The 15,542-nt window shown below is 71.9% G+C and carries 14 protein-coding genes; 6 read left to right on the top strand and 8 right to left on the bottom strand.

Annotated features, from left to right (window positions below; genetic code table 11):
- Nucleotide 1: 1 nt before the first annotated feature.
- Complete coding sequence (locus C4T42_RS18695; protein WP_020094162.1) at nucleotides 2-475, bottom strand: RidA family protein; 474 nt, start codon at nucleotides 473-475, stop codon at nucleotides 2-4.
- Between the two features lie 327 nt (nucleotides 476-802).
- Here C4T42_RS18695 and C4T42_RS18690 point away from each other — a divergent pair, with 327 nt between their 5' ends.
- From C4T42_RS18690 to C4T42_RS18675, 4 genes are all read left to right on the top strand, one after another.
- Complete coding sequence (locus C4T42_RS18690; RefSeq protein ID WP_026605084.1) at nucleotides 803-1,993, top strand: aspartate aminotransferase family protein; 1,191 nt, start codon at nucleotides 803-805, stop codon at nucleotides 1,991-1,993.
- A gap of 168 nt (nucleotides 1,994-2,161) precedes the next feature.
- A complete protein-coding gene (argF, locus tag C4T42_RS18685; RefSeq protein WP_020094164.1) occupies nucleotides 2,162-3,142 on the top strand; it encodes an ornithine carbamoyltransferase in 981 nt (326 codons plus the stop codon).
- A gap of 277 nt (nucleotides 3,143-3,419) precedes the next feature.
- Entirely contained in the window at nucleotides 3,420-4,463 is a 1,044-nt protein-coding gene (locus tag C4T42_RS18680) for an Hsp33 family molecular chaperone (RefSeq protein WP_020094165.1), read from the top strand.
- Nucleotides 4,464-4,632: 169 nt separating this feature from the next.
- Nucleotides 4,633-5,892 (top strand): hypothetical protein, encoded by a 1,260-nt coding sequence (locus C4T42_RS18675; RefSeq protein WP_103985603.1) that lies wholly within the window; start codon nucleotides 4,633-4,635, stop codon nucleotides 5,890-5,892.
- Nucleotides 5,893-5,983: 91 nt separating this feature from the next.
- On the opposite strand, the gene speG is transcribed toward C4T42_RS18675, so the two are convergent.
- The 3 genes from speG to apaG are packed head-to-tail and all read right to left on the bottom strand — an operon-like array spanning nucleotide 5,984 to nucleotide 8,146.
- Nucleotides 5,984-6,535, bottom strand: coding sequence for a spermidine N1-acetyltransferase (gene speG, locus C4T42_RS18670; protein ID WP_026605087.1), 552 nt, complete (start codon nucleotides 6,533-6,535; stop codon nucleotides 5,984-5,986).
- Nucleotides 6,536-6,549: 14 nt separating this feature from the next.
- Nucleotides 6,550-7,719: an acetylornithine deacetylase gene (gene argE / locus C4T42_RS18665; RefSeq protein ID WP_020094168.1), complete on the bottom strand. Its 1,170-nt coding sequence runs from the start codon at nucleotides 7,717-7,719 to the stop codon at nucleotides 6,550-6,552.
- A gap of 34 nt (nucleotides 7,720-7,753) precedes the next feature.
- On the bottom strand, nucleotides 7,754-8,146 hold the full coding sequence (gene apaG, locus C4T42_RS18660; RefSeq protein ID WP_012319280.1) for a Co2+/Mg2+ efflux protein ApaG: 393 nt from the start codon (nucleotides 8,144-8,146) through the stop codon (nucleotides 7,754-7,756).
- A 256-nt stretch (nucleotides 8,147-8,402) separates the two neighbouring features.
- Here apaG and C4T42_RS18655 point away from each other — a divergent pair, with 256 nt between their 5' ends.
- Nucleotides 8,403-9,527: a 2'-deoxycytidine 5'-triphosphate deaminase gene (locus C4T42_RS18655; RefSeq protein WP_020094170.1), complete on the top strand. Its 1,125-nt coding sequence runs from the start codon at nucleotides 8,403-8,405 to the stop codon at nucleotides 9,525-9,527.
- Nucleotides 9,528-9,562: 35 nt separating this feature from the next.
- Nucleotides 9,563-10,024 carry an Lrp/AsnC family transcriptional regulator gene (locus C4T42_RS18650; protein WP_012319278.1) on the top strand — a complete coding sequence of 154 codons (462 nt, stop codon included), beginning with the start codon at nucleotides 9,563-9,565 and terminating at the stop codon, nucleotides 10,022-10,024.
- A 22-nt stretch (nucleotides 10,025-10,046) separates the two neighbouring features.
- Here the strand turns inward: C4T42_RS18650 and C4T42_RS18645 are convergent, their stop codons facing one another.
- The 4 genes from C4T42_RS18645 to C4T42_RS18630 all read right to left on the bottom strand — a co-directional run bounded on the left by C4T42_RS18645 (nucleotide 10,047) and on the right by C4T42_RS18630 (nucleotide 15,496).
- The gene (locus C4T42_RS18645) at nucleotides 10,047-10,568 is read right to left on the bottom strand and encodes a cysteine dioxygenase family protein (RefSeq protein WP_020094171.1); all 522 of its coding nucleotides are present in this window, start codon (nucleotides 10,566-10,568) and stop codon (nucleotides 10,047-10,049) included.
- Between the two features lie 188 nt (nucleotides 10,569-10,756).
- Nucleotides 10,757-11,482: a 6-phosphogluconolactonase gene (pgl, locus tag C4T42_RS18640; RefSeq protein WP_020094172.1), complete on the bottom strand. Its 726-nt coding sequence runs from the start codon at nucleotides 11,480-11,482 to the stop codon at nucleotides 10,757-10,759.
- Nucleotides 11,483-11,537: 55 nt separating this feature from the next.
- Nucleotides 11,538-12,515 carry a phosphogluconate dehydrogenase (NAD(+)-dependent, decarboxylating) gene (gene gnd, locus C4T42_RS18635; protein ID WP_020094173.1) on the bottom strand — a complete coding sequence of 326 codons (978 nt, stop codon included), beginning with the start codon at nucleotides 12,513-12,515 and terminating at the stop codon, nucleotides 11,538-11,540.
- 131 nt (nucleotides 12,516-12,646) lie between these two features.
- Nucleotides 12,647-15,496: a bifunctional transaldolase/phosoglucose isomerase gene (locus C4T42_RS18630; RefSeq protein ID WP_020094174.1), complete on the bottom strand. Its 2,850-nt coding sequence runs from the start codon at nucleotides 15,494-15,496 to the stop codon at nucleotides 12,647-12,649.
- Between the last annotated feature and the right edge of the window lie 46 nt (nucleotides 15,497-15,542).

Raw genomic sequence — 15,542 nt, 5'->3', positions numbered from 1 at the left:
GTCAGCGGACCTCGAACATCGCCTCGACCTCGACGGCGGCGTCGAGGGGCAGCTCGGCCACGCCGACGGTGGAGCGCGCGTGGCGCCCGCGGTCGGCGAGGAGCTCGACCATCAGGTCGGAGGCGCCGTTCATCACCCCGGCCACGGCCGAGAAGCCCGGCGCCGCGTTGATGAAGCCGCCGAGCCGCACGCACTGGACCACCGCGCGGTCGAGGTCGCCCACCGCGGCCTCGAGCTGGGCGAGCACGTTGAGGGCGCAGAGGCGCGCGGCCGCCTTGCCGGCCTCGGCCGAGACGTTGCCGCCGACCTTGCCCTTGTGCTCGGCCGCGATGGCGCCGTCCGCGCCGAAGCAGACCTGGCCGGAGATCACCACGAGGTTGCCGGCGCGCACGAACGGCACGTAGTTGGCGACCGGCGCCGCCGCCTTCGGCAGCGTCAGGCCCAGCGCCGCCAGGCGTTCCTTGATCGAGCTCATCGGGTTCTCCCTGGTTCCTGCGAATCCGCGGGAGCAGGAGCACGGCCGCCCCCCGCGGCGCAAGGGCCGCCGCCGCGAAGGCCGGGATCGCGGCCCCGCGATTCTCCGGTGATCCGGGACGGGCCCGCCGCAGATTCGCCGTCAGGATCGGCTCTATCGGTGCCGCGCGCAGGGCTGCCCGTCGGGCCCGCCGGGCACTGAAACGTTGACAGGCGCCGGCTCTTTCATAGTAATCGCGCGCGTGCCGCCCAGGACTGAGGCGGCACTTTCATTTGGAGCCGGCTCAACGCTCGCTCCGGGATCCTGCGTGAAACGGAGATGGGACCCGTGACGTCAGCCCTTCTGCCGACCTACGTCCGCGCGCCGCTCGCTTTCGAGCGCGGCGAGGGCGCCTGGCTCGTGACGGAGGGTGGGGAGCGATATCTCGACTTCGGCGCCGGCATCGCGGTGAACGGCCTCGGCCACGCGCACCCGCACCTCGTCGGCGCGCTGACCGAGCAGGCGGGTAAGATCTGGCACACCTCGAACCTGTTCCAGATCCCGGGCGGCGAGCGCCTCGGGCAGCGCCTCGTCGACGCGACCTTCGCGGACGTGGTGTTCTTCTGCAACTCGGGCGCGGAGGCGAACGAGGCGGCGATCAAGATCGCCCGCAAGTACCACGCGGCCGGCGGGCAGCCGGAGCGCTACCGGATCGTCACCTTCGCGGGCGCCTTCCACGGGCGGACGCTGGCGACGCTCGCGGCCGGCGGCCAGCAGAAGTACATCGAGGGTTTCGGTCCGAAGGTCGAGGGCTTCGACCAGGTCCCGGCCGGCGACTGGGCCGCGCTGGAGGCGGTGATCGGGCCGGAGACGGCGGCGCTGATGATCGAGCCGATCCAGGGCGAGGGCGGCGTGCGGGAGATCCCCCACGCGGACCTGCGCCGGCTGCGCGAGATCTGCGACGCCAACGGCCTCCTGCTGATCATGGACGAGGTCCAGACCGGCGTCGGCCGCACCGGGCGGCTGTTCGCGCACGAATGGTCCGGCATCACCCCGGACATAATGAGCGTCGCCAAGGGCATCGGCGGCGGCTTCCCGCTGGGCGCCTGCCTCGCGACCCGCGAGGCCGCGCGCGGCATGACCGCCGGCACGCACGGCACCACCTTCGGCGGCAACCCGCTCGCCATGGCGGTGGGCAACGCCGTGCTGGACGTCGTGCTGGAGGAGGGCTTCCTCGCGCGCGTCGCCCGCTCCGGCCTGCTGCTCAAGCAGAAGCTCGCGGCCCTGCGCGACCGCCACCCGCACGTCATCCAGGAGATCCGCGGCGAGGGGCTGATGCTCGGCCTCAAGCTCGGCGTGCCGAACACCGACTTCGCCGCCGCCGCGCGGGACGCGCATCTGCTGGTGATCCCGGCGGGCGACAACATCGTCCGCCTGCTGCCGCCGCTGACCATCGGCGAGGCCGAGATCGACGAGGCGGTCCGCCGCCTGGACGCGGCGGCGTCCGGCTTCGAGGCCGTGCGCGGCGCGGCCGAGTAGGATCGATCCGCGCGATTGAGAACACCGCCCCCCGGACCCCGGAGGGCGGCCCGAAGCATTTCCGGGCGCGGTCGATCCCGCCGCGCGTGACGGAGATGCCCCTGCCAGGAGGTAGAGTGCGGTTCATGATCAGGTGATCGGTGAGCAGACTCTAGTGATTGTGACGCGATGAAAGCCCAGATTGACGGCCGGGCACAGGCCCCGGCCAGGCACCTGAACGGTGCCGGCCCTCGTCATTTCCTCGACCTCAAGGATTTCTCCGGTGCGGAGCTGCGCCGGGTCCTCGATGCCAGCGCCGCCATCAAGGCGCGCCGCCGCAAGGGCGAGCTGGCGGCCGAGCGCCCGCTCACCGGCAAGACCCTCGCTATGGTGTTCGACCGGCCCTCGACCCGCACCCGTGTCTCCTTCGACGTGGCGATGCGCGAACTCGGCGGCGAGACCCTGATGCTCACCGGCTCCGAGATGCAGCTCGGCCGCGGCGAGACCATCGGCGACACCGCGCAGGTGCTCTCGCGCTTCGTCGACGCGATCATGATCCGTATCCTCGACCACGGTCAGATGCTGGAGCTGGCCGAGTACGCCACCGTCCCGGTGATCAACGCCCTGACCAAGGTCTCCCACCCGTGCCAGATCATGGCCGACGTGCTGACCTTCGAGGAGCATCGCGGGCCGATCCGCGGCCGCAAGGTCGCGTGGTCGGGCGATTCGAACAACGTGCTGGCGAGCTGGGTCCACGCCGCCGCCCGGTTCGACTTCACGCTCAACGTCGCGAGCCCGCCGGAGCTCGCGCCGCCGCCGGCGCTCCTCGCCTGGGCGCAGCAGGAGGGCGCCGACGTCCACGTCACCACCGACGCCTTCGCGGCCGTCGACGGCGTCGATGCCGTGGTCACCGATTGCTGGGTGTCCATGGGCGACGACGACGAGGCGCACCGCCACAACCTGCTCAGCCCCTATCAGGTCAACGACAAGCTGATGGCGGCGGCGAATCCGGGCGCGATCTTCATGCACTGCCTCCCGGCTCATCGCGGCGAGGAGGTGACGGCCGAGGTGATGGACGGCCCGCGCTCCGTGGTGTTCGACGAGGCCGAGAACCGCCTGCACGCGCAGAAGGGCATCCTGGCCTGGTGCCTCGGCGCCAGCGGGCTCTGATCCCGCACTCATACTGTCCGGCCTCGCGCTCGCGGGGTCGGCGCACCATATAGGCGTGAGCGGGCGGCCCGTGCTGCCCGTCTCCCCATCACGGCCGCCGGAAGGCGGCATCCCGGCGACGAACGGAGCGCGCTGCGCCGCCGCTCCCGCTCCGGGCTGGACGGGGTGAGGGATCCGATCGCTCCGCCAAGGTCATCGCCTCACGCCGCCCGGCCCCCGGGAGGACGGATCCCCGCTTTGCCGGCACGCGCCGCCGGACGCATCGATCGGAGAGGGCATGACCTCAGGAACGCAGTCGCACCCCCAGTCGCCATCCCAGCCGCAGGCCCCGAATGCCGGCAACGGCCATGCCGGCGCCGACGACGCCGTGCTGCCCTTCGCCGTCGAGGCGCTGGACGTGCGCGGCCGCGTCGTCCGCCTCGGCCCGGCCGTCGACACAATCCTGCGCCGCCACGGCTACCCGGACCCGGTGGCGCGCCTGCTCGGCGAGGCCGCGGCGCTGACGGTGCTGCTCGGCTCCTCCCTCAAGTTCGAGGGCCGGTTCCAGCTCCAGACCAAGACGGACGGTCCGGTCGCGATGATCGTGGTCGATTTCGAGGCCCCGGACCGGCTGCGCGCCACCGCGCGGTTCGAGCCGGAGCGGGTCGCGGCCCTCGGGACCGGCCCGCTCAAGGATGCCGAGCTGATCGGCACCGGGCATCTCGCCATGACCATCGACCAGGGCACCGCCGCGAGCCGCTACCAGGGCGTCGTCGCCCTCGAGGGCCAGAGCCTGGAGGAGGCCGCGCACCAGTATTTCCGCCAGTCGGAGCAGATCCCGACGCAGGTGCGCCTCGCCGTGGCCGAGGCCGTGGAGGAGGGGGCCGGGCGCTGGCGGGCCGGAGGGCTGCTCGTGCAGTTCCTGCCCCAGTCGGTGGATCGGGCGCGCCTCGCCGACCTGCCCCCGGGCGATATCCCGGAGGGGCACGCGCACCTCTCGGGGGAGGCGCCGGAGGACGATGCCTGGGTCGAGGCCCGCTCGCTGGTCGCGACCATCGAGGATCACGAGCTGGTCGACCCGAACGTGTCGAGCGAGCGGCTGCTCTACCGGCTGTTCCACGAGAGCGGGGTGCGGGTGTTCGACCGCCAGCCGGTTCAGGAGACCTGCCGCTGCTCGCGGGAGCGCGTGATGGGCATGATCCGCTCGTTCACGCCGCAGGAGCGGCACGAGATGGTGGCGGATGACGGGCGCATCGTCATCACCTGCGAGTTCTGCTCCCGGCGCTACGACCTCGATCCCCAGGAGGTCGAGGCCGAGATCGCCGGACAGCCCGGCCAGTAGAGCGCAGGACAGCGGGCCTGCGGACCAGCATGCCCGCGTCTACGGCCAAGCTTTTCCGCGCGAAACGCACGAAGATCGGTATTCGTTGCGTAAATTTTTGATCCCTCCAGGCTGAACCGTTTCGCGACCTTTGACGTTGCGTCGCAGATTCAACATTGGAGGGTACGCCATGCGGAAATTATCGATCGGATTGGCCGCGCTGCTGATCAGCACCTCGGCCTACGCCCAGCAGGGTGGCGCCGATCGCGGCGCCGGGATGGGCGGTCGCGGCGGTCAGGGTAACGCCGAGTCCGGCATGAAGGCCGGCGGCGGCGAGCGCGGCGGCATGCAGGGCGGCGCCCAGGGTGGCATGCAGGGTGACATGAAGGGCGGCCGCCAGGCGGCGTCCGAGCGCTCCGGTGCCGAGGCAGGCCGGTCCGCGCAGGGCCGCGAGGCCGGCGGCGAGGGCCGCACGGGTCAGGATCGCATGGCTCAGGACAAGGACCGGGCCGGCACCGAGCGGGGCGACCGCCGCGGTGATCGCGCCGACCGCGACGAGCGCGGGGATCGCGACGGCGCGCGTGCCGATCGCGGTGACCGTCGCGGTGACCGCCGCGCCGACCGCGCCGATTTCCGGGGCCGGACCGACGTGAGCCGGACGGATGTCCGGTCCGAGCGGGTCGAGGGCGGCTTCCGCCGCGAGGGCCGCTACGTGTTCATCGGCGGCCGCCGGGTCGTGTACGGCTCGCCGGAGTATCGCCGCCTGATCGTCACCGAGAATCGCGGCCCGCGCGCGCGTTACGTCGTGATCCGCGGCCAGCGCGTGCTCTACGGTTCGCCCGAGTACCGCCGCTTGGTCAGCGTCCGCGAGACCGGCCCGCGCGAGCGCTACGTCGTCATCCGCGGCCAGCGCGTGGTGTACGGCTCCCCCGAGTACCGCCGCCTCGTCTCCGTCCAGGAGGACCGCTTCGTGACGATCCGCGGCCAGCGGGTGCGCTACGGCTCCGCCGAGTACCGGCGCCTGAGCGGCGGCGGTGCGGTCAGCGCGAGCTTCCGCTCCGAGCAGCGCGCCGGCGCGCGCTTCGACAACCGCGGCGAGCGCGACGGCATCCGCAACGCGTCGCGGAACGAGGGCCGCAACGAAGGCCGGATGGACCGGAACGACCGCGGCCAGGATCGGGGGATGGACAAGGCCTCCCGTCAGCAGGAAGGCAAGAACGACGGTATGCGCAACAGCGACATGCGCGGCGGTCAGCAGGACGGCATCCGCAACGCGTCCGATCGCGGCGGCCAGCAGGGCGGAATGAAGTCCGGCGCCGAGGGCGGCCGGACGGGCGGCGCGGAGCGCGGCGGCATGAGCGGCGGCAGCGCGGGCGGCAACGGCGCCATGGGCGGCGCCCAAGGTGCCGGCCGGGCCGGCGGCCAGACGGGCGGTGCCGGCCGCAACTGAGCGGCGTGAGCGCGGGGGCGGGGCCGACGGGCTCCGCCCCCGCGTCGTTTCAAGCTCGTCCGTCGCCCGTCGGCGGCGGACGAGACCCGGTTCAGACCTTCAGGACGGGCTCGGCGATGTCGCCGCCTCCGCCGCGGGCCCTCAGGTAGTCCGGCTGGAACAGGCACATCCGCACGGCGTCGCGGTAGCGCCCGTTCACGAAGAACTCGTCCTTCAGCACGCCCTCGGGGTGGAAGCCGCAGCGCTCGTAGATCCGCACGGCCCGGGCGTTGTCCCGGTCGACGTGCAGGTAGAGCTTGTGGATGTTGAGCACGCTGAACGCGTAATCCATGGCGATCCGGGTGGCCTGCCACGCGTAGCCGCGGCCCTGGAAGCTCGGGTGGATCGCGATCTGGAACTCGCAGCGCCGGTGCAGGTGGTTGATCTCGACGAGCTCGATCAGCCCGGCCGGCTCCCCGCTCGGATCGGCCACGATGAAGCGCCGCTCGGTCTGGTTGTGGATGTTGCGCTCGTAGAGCTGCTGCAGTTCGGCGAAGGACTCGTAGGCCTCCTCGAACCAGTAGCGCATGATGCTGTCGTTGTTGTTGAGCTGGTGGACGAAGCGCAGGTCCTCCCGCTCCAGCGGACGCAGCTTGATGGTGATACCGGTCGCCGCATTCATGACGCACTGGCCTCGATCAGCTCGCGCAGGAAGTGCTCACCCTGGCCCAGGGCATCCAGGGTGATGAACTCGTCGGGCTGGTGCGCCTGGGCGATGTCGCCGGGGCCGCAGACCACCGTCGGGAGACCGGCCGCCTGGAAGCGCCCGGCCTCGGTGGCGTAGGGGACCGCGACGGTGTGGTTGCGTCCGGCGAGGCGCAGGCAGAGGCGCTCGGCCGCCGAGCCCGGCTCCGGGGCGAGGCCGGGGATGTCGACCTCCTCCAGCGTCTCGATCCGCCCGAACGCGCCGTAGCGGTTGAGGCGCTCGCGGGTGACCCGCTCGACCTCGGCCGCGAAGAGCCGCGGGATCTCGGCCGGGTCGAGATCCGGCAGGCCGCGATACTCCCAGAGGAAGCGGCACTCCTTGGCGAGGATGTTGCGGGCGGTGCCGCCCTGGATCGTCCCGACATGGACCGTGGTCGAGGCCGGGTCGAACCGCCCGGACGGGTCGCCGCGCTCGATCATCAGGTCGGCGATCCGGTTGAGGCCGGCGACGAGGTCGCAGGCGGCCGATACGGCGTTCGCGCCGAGGGCGGGGCGGGCGGAATGGGCCTCGTGGCCGTGGACCGTGGTGAGGCAGGTGACGATGCTCTTGTGGGCGTCCGCCACCTCCATGCCGGTGGGCTCGCCGACGATCACCGCGGCCGGTCGGGGCAGGCCGTCGCCGAACCGCGCGATCCCATCCATCGAGCCGAGGCAGGTCGTCTCCTCGTCGTAGGAGAGCAGGATGTGGATCGGCCGCTTCAGACCGGCGGCGAGCATGTCGGGCACGAGCGCCAGGGCCAGCGCGTCGAAGCCCTTCATGTCGACCGCGCCCCGTCCGTAGGCCCGGCCGTCGGCGACGCGCAGGGTGAACGGGTCGCCGGTCCAGGCTTGGCCCGCCACCGGCACCACGTCGGTGTGGCCGGACAGGATGGTGCCGCCGTCGACCATCGGGCCGACCGTGGCGAGGATGGCGGCCTTGTCGCCCGCCGCGTTCGGGAGGCGCAGGTACGGGACGTCCCAGCCGTCGAGATAGGCGCAGACGGCGTCGATCAGGGCGAGGTTGGACTTGTCGCTCTCCGTGTCGAAGGACACGAGGCGGGCGAGCATGTCGAGCGGGCTCAGCCGCTCGCCGGTCGCGGACATGGATTCCTCCGGGGCGAGGCCCCGGGCCGGGACCTCAGTGCAGGCTGCGGCGGACGTGCGGGCTGTCGAGGGAGAAGGCGGGGATCTCGGCCTCGAAGCTCTCGCCGGCCACCGTCGCCATGGTGTAGCTGCCGGCCATCAACCCGTCGGGCGTGTTGAGCGGACAGCCGCTGGTGTAGCAGAAGGACTCGCCCGGCTCCAGCACCGGCTGCTTGCCGACCACACCGGTGCCGCGCACTTCCTGGCAGGCCCCGTGGCCGTCGATGATCCGCCAGTGGCGCGAGCGCAGCTGGACCTGCTCGCTGCCGTTGTTCACGATCTCGACCGTGTAGGCGAAGAAGTACCGGCTCTCGGTCGGCGAGGACTCCTCCTCGACGAAACGAGACTGGACCGTCACACTTATTCCCCGCGTCTCGGCCTTGTACATCGCCCTATTTGGCCCTTCTTCGGACGGTACGACTCGCGGAAGCCGAATGGAACGCGCTTCCCGGCCGGTGGTAGTGGGCGGCGGAATCGCCGTCAATTGCGGCGGACTACCTCGCGCGGCGCGGCGGGCCGCCGGTCGCGGCGCCGGCCTCACGAGGCCTCCGGACGCGGTTAAGCCCGCGTTAGCGGGTCCCGGCGGACAACGCTGCTCGGCGTGACGCGGACCGGCCGGGGCGCGCGAGGGAGTCAGGGGCGCGATGAACGCGGGCGCAGCCACGGGAGCCGCCGAGACGAGCGCGGACGGCCGATCCGGCATCCTGCCGGCCCAGGCGATCGCCGCCCTCGCGCGGGCGGGCGGCATCCGGAATGCGAGCCCCTTCGCGGCCGATCAGATCCAGCCCGCGAGCCTCGACCTGCGCCTGGGCGCCAGGGCCTACCGGGTGCGGACGAGCTTCCTGCCCGGCTCGGGACGGACGGTCCAGGCCTGCGTCGACCGGCTGTCGCTGCACGCCGTCGACCTGCGCCCGGGCGCCGTCCTGGAGACGGGCTGCGTCTACATCGCGGAGCTTCAGGAGAGCCTAGCCCTGCCGGCCGATCTCGCGGCGGCCGCGAACCCGAAGAGCTCGACCGGGCGCATCGACGTCTTCACCCGCGTCATCACCGACCGGGGCGAGGCCTTCGACCAGGTCGAGCCCGGCTACGACGGGCCGCTCTACGCGGAGATCTCGCCGCGCACCTTCCCGGTCCTCGTGCGCAGCGGCTCGCGGCTGTCGCAGATCCGCTTCCGCCGCGGGGCGCCGCGGCTGACCGAGGCCGAGCTCGGCCTGCTGCACGCCCGCTCGGCCCTGGTCGACGCCGGCAGCCCGTCCTTCCAGGGCGGCGTGGCGGTCTCGGTCGACCTCGCCGGCTTCGACGGCCTCGTCGGCTACCGGGCGAAGCGCCACACCGGCCTCGTCGACGTCGACGCCCCCGGTCGCCACCGGGCGGCGGATTTCTGGGAACCCCTCGCCGCCGACGGATCGGGCAGCCTGATCCTCGATCCCGGCCAGTTCTACATCCTGGCCTCCAAGGAGGCGGTGCAGGTCCCGCCGGACCACGCCGCCGAGATGGTGCCGTTCGATCCCCTCGTGGGCGAGTTCCGCGTCCACTACGCGGGCTTCTTCGACCCGGGCTTCGGCTATGCCGGGGCCGGCGGGGCGGGCGCGCGGGCCGTGCTGGAGGTCCGCTCCCGCGACGTGCCCTTCCTTCTGGAGGACGGGCAGATCGTCGGCCGCCTCGTCTACGAGCGGATGCTCGACCTGCCGGAGACGCTCTACGGGGCGGGGGCCGGCTCGAACTACCAGGCCCAGGGGCTCAAGCTCTCGAAGCACTTCGCCCTGTAGTCCGGCCCGGACGCGCCGACGGGAGCATCGATCGCATGGACGCCGTGGACCGGAAGATCCTCGATCTCCTCCAGCAGGACGCGACGCTCCCGGTGGCCGAACTCGCCGAGCAGGTCGGCATCAGCGCGGCGCCGTGCTGGCGGCGGGTGAAGAAGCTGGAGGCGTCCGGGGTGATCCGCCGCCGGGTCGCCCTGGTGGACCGCCGCAAGGTCAACGTCCCCACCACGGTGTTCGTGGCCGTGAAGGCACCGCGCCACGCCGCAGACTGGTCGGACGCGTTCCGGCGGGTGGTCGCCGGCTTCCCGGAGATCGTCGAGGCGTGGCGCCTGACCGGCGAGATCGACTACCTGCTGCGGATCGTGGTGCCCGATATCGAGGCCTACGACGCGGTCTACCAGCGCCTCATCGCCAAGCTCGACTTCTCGAACCTGTCCTCCTCCATCGCCATGGAGGAGATGAAGTACACGACTGCCGTCCCGACGATCTACGTGGCGTGACGCGGCCGCGCCGCGGCGGGGCTCAGCCCGCCGCCACCGCGTAGGTCCGGTGGATCGACGAGTCCTGCGCCCGGTGGTCGTAGCCGTAGACGTGGATCGAGACGGCCGCCTCCGGCCCGTCATTGGCGATCCGGTGCAGGTTCGGCCCCGTGGGCATCATGCAGGCGACGAAGCCGGGCATGCGGACGGCGTCCATGGTCGCCACCGCGTGGGTCTCGCTGATCGGACGGTACCACGTCTCCCGCAGGCTGCCGCGCAGCAGGCCGAAGCAGCACGAGCAGTGGTGGTCGTGGACCGGCGTGACCGTGCCGGGCGCCCAGACCATCGCCCAGACGCTGATCGCCTCGGTGCCGAACAGGAGGTTCCGGCTCAGGCCGGGCCCCCGGCCGACCAGCCGCGACGGGTCGAGCAGATCCGGCTGGGCCAGCAGGCGCACCAGGGTCGCCCGGGCCGAGGCCAGATAGGCCTCCGGCGAGCGGCTCGCGGAGCGCGCGAGGTTCGCCAGCATCGCCTCGACGTCGGTCGGGGTGGTGGTCTGCGGCATCGGCAGGTCTCCTTCGGTGCCCTTTCACGAGGCTGCACGAAGGATACCCAGAGGCTGGCGATGACGGGTTGCGTTCTCGAACGTCATCACGTGCGACGTGGCAATGCCATTGCCCGGTGACGCCCGAGTAGGAAATGGTGTTGCGCGCGCCCGATCATTCCCGCGCGGCTGACGCCGGCGCGGCGGGTTCAGCCGGCCGCGGCCTCGTCGAGCAGCCACGCCACGGCGCCCGCGCTGGTTACGCGGCCGGCCGGCAGGGTCTCGCCGGCGGCCAGCCGGGCCAGCGGGACCCGCTTGCCGGCCCCGGTGACGAGGAACAGCACGTGCCGGGAGGACGCGAGCGCCGGCAGCGTCAGGCTGATCCGCGGAACGAACGGCTCCAGGCCGGCCTCGGGCACGGCGACGACGAGCCGCCGGGTCTCGTCGACGGCGGGCTTGCCGGGAAACAGCGAGGCGGTGTGCCCGTCCTCACCGAGGCCGAGGAGCACGAGGTCGAACAGCGGGCGGGCCGGATCGAGGCGCTCGGCCCCGTAGAAGTCGAGGAGCGTCCGCTCGTAGGCGCGGGCGCCCGCCTCCGGACCCTCGTCCGAGGGGATGAAGTGGAGATGCGTCGGCGGGATCTGGGAACCGTGCCCGAAGGCCTCCCGAACCATCCGGACATTGCTGCGCGGATCGTCCCACGGCACGGCGCGGTCATCGCCGAAGAACCAGTGGATCCGCTCCCACGGCACCCGGGCCGCGTAGTCCGGCCCGGCGAGCAGGCCGTACAGCACCTTGGGCGTCGAGCCGCCCGAGAGGCAGAGCGCGATCCGGTCGGACCGGCTCTCGCCGCAGGCCACGATGATCCGCTCGGCCGCCTCGCGGGCAACCGCCTCCGGATCCTTCAGGACGTGGGTTCCGACGGGAAGGCTCATGGGTTCGGGCCCTGCGGCTTCGGGGGTCGGACAGGTCGGCCTGCGGGCGTCCCGCTCAGCCCTTCGGCTCCTGGTGGCCGCCGAAGCCCTTGCGCATCGCCGAGAGCAGCTTGTCGGCGTAGCTCGCGTGCTCGCGGGAGCGGAAGCGGCGGTAGAGCGCGGCGGAGAGCACCGTCGCCGGGACGCCCTCCTCGACGGCGGCGTTGATGGTCCAGCGGCCCTCGCCCGAATCCTCGACGTAGCCGGAGAAGTCGGTGAGCTGCTCGTCGCCCGCGAGTGCCTGGGCGGTCAGGTCGAGCAGCCAGGACGAGACGACGCTGCCGCGGCGCCAGACCTCGGCGATGTCGCCCATGTTGAGATCGAAGCGGCGCTCGGCCGGCAGGTCGGACGCGTTGGCGTGGCGGAGGATGTCGAAGCCCTCCGCGTAGGCCTGCATCAGGCCGTACTCGATGCCGTTATGGACCATCTTGACGAAGTGGCCGGCGCCGGTCGGGCCCGCGTGAATGTAGCCCTGCTCGGCGCGGGGGTCGCGCCCCTCGCGGTTCGGCGTCTTCGGGATGTCGCCGATGCCGGGCGCCAGGGTCTTGAAGATCGGGTCGAGGCGGTCGACGGCTTCCTTGTCCCCGCCGATCATCATGCAGTAGCCGCGCTCCAGGCCCCAGACGCCGCCCGAAGTGCCGACATCCACGTAGTGCAGGCCCTTCTCCTTCAGGGCGGCCCCGCGGCGGACATCGTCGCCGTAGAAGGAGTTGCCGCCGTCGATGATGCAGTCGTCCGCCTGCATCAGCCCCGAGAGCGCCTGGACGGTCTGCTCGGTGATCGCCCCGGCCGGCAGCATCACCCAGGCCGCGCGCGGCACCTCGAGCTTCGAGACCAGGTCCTCCAGGCTCGACGCGCCGACCGCACCGGCCTCGACCAGGGCGGCGACGGCCGCCGGATTCTGGTCGAACACCACGGCTGTGTGCCCGTCGCGCAGGAGACGCCGGACGATGTTGCCGCCCATCCGGCCGAGGCCGATCATGCCGAGTTGCATTGCTGCCCTTCCTTACCGATTGCCCCCGCGCGGCGAGGGTCAGGCCCCTACGGCTTCACCGACGTCACAGGCGATCCGCCGCGGCGGACCGGCGGCGGGCCGGGAAGCCCCCCGCCGGCGGTCCGGGACGGCTAGACGACAGCCATCTTCAGCGCCGCCGCGACCCGCACGAGGCCGGCCTTCGTGTCGCCGCCCTTGAGGTGGACGCGCAGCGCCCGCCGGCCGCGCTCGGCGAGGACGGCGAAGTCGCCCCGCGCCTGCGCCGCGACGACGGTGCTGAACCCGAGCTTCCGGCCCGGGATCGGCAGGTCCTCCGCAGCGTCCGCGGTGATCTGCAGGAACACGCCGGTGTCCGGGCCGCCCTTGTAGGCCTGGCCGGTCGAGTGGAGGAACCGCGGCCCGAACTCCAGGCAGGTCGCGACCTTGCGGGCGTCGCGCACGGCGATCCGCGGCTCCTGCAGGATCGCGGCGGCCTCGGCGTCGCGCGGGACGTAGGCCAGGAGCCCCAGGTAATCGCCGTCCTTCAGGCGGCCGATCTGCGCCTTCATCGCGGCCTCGAGCCCCTCGGCGGCCGGCTTGAGGGCGTCGGCGTTCCGCGGATCGGCGTAGAGCGCGACCCAGTCGTCCTCGTAGAGCGGCGTCTCGGCGGGGAGGGCGCCCTTCGCCTCGGCCTCGGCGAACAGCTTCTTCGTCTCGACCTTGCTGGCCTCGACGTCGGGCTGGTCGAACGGGTTGATCCCGATCACCGCGCCGGCCACCGCGGTCGCCATCTCCAGACGGTAGAATTCCTGCGGCAGCTGCTCGATCGAGTCGAGGGTGATGCGGGCGATCGGGTGGCCGTCCCGCTCCAGGGCGCGCAGGGCCTCGTCCTGCGCGGCCTCGGCGTTGCCGTCGAGGCGCAGGTAGACGAAGAACCGGTCGTGGCCGTAGACGGCGGGAACGCCGACCGGCTCGCCGTCCACCGGCACGAGGCCCTTGCCCTGCTTGCCGGTCGATTCCGCGATCAGCTGCTCGGCCCAGGCGCCGAAGCTCGCGATCGCCGGGGAGGCGACGATCGTTACCTTGTCGCGGCCGGCGAGCGCCGCGGCGCCGATGGCCGTGCCCAGCAGGACGCCCGGGTTCACGGCCGGCGGCACGGCCGGGCCGCAGGAGCGGACCATGATGCGGGCGGTCTCGAGGAGCGCCTTCACGTCGAGGCCCATGGCGGCGGCCGGCACGAGGCCGAAGGCCGAGAGCACCGAGTAGCGCCCGCCGATCTGCTTCACGCCGTAGAAGATCTTTTTGAACCCATCCGCCTTCGCGGCGCGCTCCATGTCGGAGCCCGGATCGGTCACGGCCACGAAGTGGTCGCCGGCCTTCTCGCCGAGCACGTCCTTGGCGCGGGCCAGGAAGTAGTCGCGGAAGACGTTCGGCTCCAGGGTCGAGCCGGACTTGGACGCGACGATGAACAGCGTCTTGGCCAGGTCGATGCTCGCCTCCAGGGCGCGCACCTGATCCGGGTGGGTCGAGTCGAGGATCTGGAGCTTCGGGAACCCCTCGCGCTGGCCGTAGGTCAGGCTCAGGACCTCCGGGCCGAGGCTCGACCCGCCCATGCCGAGCACGACCGCGTCGGTGAAGCCCTGCGCCTTCACCCAGTCGGAGAAGGCGGCGTAGTCGGCGGCCTTCTCGAGCTCTTCCTCGACGATGTGCAGCCAGCCGAGCCAGTTCGCCTCGTCGTGGCCGGACCAGACCGAGGCGTCGCCCGCCCAGAGCCGGCGGATCGACCCGCTGGCGCGCCAGGATTCGACGGCCTTCTTGGCCTCGGCCGCCAGGGTGTCGTCCATGGCGAGGCTCTGCCCGTCCAGACGGTGCCCCAGCAGCGCGACGCGCTTGCCGGCGACGGCGCCCAGCAGGTTGTCGGCGGCGTCGATGAAGAGCTGCACGCCCTCCTTCACCAGCTGCTCGGCCACCGCCTCGATGTCGATCCCGGCCCGGGCGAGGCGGTTCATCACCGCCTCGGCGCCGGGCACGTCCTCCTCGATCGTGGCCCGCACCACGCCGTGGTCGCGGAACGCGTCCATGGTGGCCGGCGGCATCGTGTTGACGGTGTTCGGTCCGATCAGCTCCTCGACGTAGAGGACGTCGGAATAGGCCTTGTTCTTCACGCCCGTGGAGGCCCAGAGCAGCCGCTGCGCCTTGGCGCCCTTCTCGGCCAGGGCGGTCCACTTGGATTCGGCGAAGATCGTCTTGTAGCGCTGGTAGGCGAGCTTGGCGTTGGCGATCGCCACCTTGCCCTTCAGCTGCTCGAGGGCGAACTTCTCGTCCGGATCGTTGGCCTGCGCGATCTTCTCGTCGAGGAGCTTGTCGACCAGGACGTCGATGCGGCTGATGAAGAAGCTCGCCACGCTGGCGATCCGCGAGACGTCGTGGCCGGCCTTCGCGCGCGCGTCGAGACCGTCGATGAAGGCGCGCGCCACGGCCTCGTAGGCCTCCTGCGAGAACAGCAGGGTGACGTTGATCGAGATGCCCTCGCTCGTCAGCTGCCGGATCGCCGGGATCCCCTCCGGGGTGGCCGGCACCTTGACCATCAGGTTGTCGCGGGAGACCGCCTTGTGCAGGCGGCGCGCCTCGGCCAGCGTCGCCTCGGTGTCGAGGGCGAGGTAGGGCGAGACCTCCAGGCTGACGTAGCCGTCGGCGCCGTCGCTCGCCTCGTAGACCGGGCGGAGCACGTCGGCGGCCGCCTGGATGTCGGCGATGGCGAGCCCCTCGTAGAGGTCGATGACGCGGCTGTCGCCGGTCGCCTGCACGGCCTTCAGGCTGTCGTCGTACTCGTCCGAGTGGCCGATCGCCTTCTCGAAGATCGACGGGTTGGAGGTGACGCCCCGCAGGCCGTCGCGCTCCACGAGCTGCTTCAGCTCGCCCTTCTCGATGAATCCGCGGGCCACGAAGTCGAGCCAGACCGCTTGATCCTGTTCGTCGTGCAGGGCCTTGAGCGCGTTCATGTCGGTTCCTCGCCTCGCGTACCGCGTACTCTCGCCCGAACGCACC

Source organism: Methylobacterium sp. 190mf, from assembly GCF_900107945.1.
Taxonomy (GTDB): domain Bacteria; phylum Pseudomonadota; class Alphaproteobacteria; order Rhizobiales; family Beijerinckiaceae; genus Methylobacterium.
This window is presented reverse-complemented; position numbering and strand designations above follow the sequence as displayed.

What these genes read in the sequence shown, in the direction of transcription:
- C4T42_RS18695 (WP_020094162.1), bottom strand. Translation starts at nt 475, where the DNA reads ATGAGCTCGATCAAGGAACGCCTGGCGGCGCTGGGCCTGACGCTGCCG.
- argF (WP_020094164.1), top strand. Translation starts at nt 2,162, where the DNA reads ATGAAAGCCCAGATTGACGGCCGGGCACAGGCCCCGGCCAGGCACCTG.
- C4T42_RS18680 (WP_020094165.1), top strand. Translation starts at nt 3,420, where the DNA reads ATGACCTCAGGAACGCAGTCGCACCCCCAGTCGCCATCCCAGCCGCAG.
- C4T42_RS18675 (WP_103985603.1), top strand. Translation starts at nt 4,633, where the DNA reads ATGCGGAAATTATCGATCGGATTGGCCGCGCTGCTGATCAGCACCTCG.
- argE (WP_020094168.1), bottom strand. Translation starts at nt 7,719, where the DNA reads ATGTCCGCGACCGGCGAGCGGCTGAGCCCGCTCGACATGCTCGCCCGC.
- apaG (WP_012319280.1), bottom strand. Translation starts at nt 8,146, where the DNA reads ATGTACAAGGCCGAGACGCGGGGAATAAGTGTGACGGTCCAGTCTCGT.
- C4T42_RS18655 (WP_020094170.1), top strand. Translation starts at nt 8,403, where the DNA reads ATGAACGCGGGCGCAGCCACGGGAGCCGCCGAGACGAGCGCGGACGGC.
- C4T42_RS18650 (WP_012319278.1), top strand. Translation starts at nt 9,563, where the DNA reads ATGGACGCCGTGGACCGGAAGATCCTCGATCTCCTCCAGCAGGACGCG.
- C4T42_RS18645 (WP_020094171.1), bottom strand. Translation starts at nt 10,568, where the DNA reads ATGCCGCAGACCACCACCCCGACCGACGTCGAGGCGATGCTGGCGAAC.
- pgl (WP_020094172.1), bottom strand. Translation starts at nt 11,482, where the DNA reads ATGAGCCTTCCCGTCGGAACCCACGTCCTGAAGGATCCGGAGGCGGTT.
- gnd (WP_020094173.1), bottom strand. Translation starts at nt 12,515, where the DNA reads ATGCAACTCGGCATGATCGGCCTCGGCCGGATGGGCGGCAACATCGTC.
- C4T42_RS18630 (WP_020094174.1), bottom strand. Translation starts at nt 15,496, where the DNA reads ATGAACGCGCTCAAGGCCCTGCACGACGAACAGGATCAAGCGGTCTGG.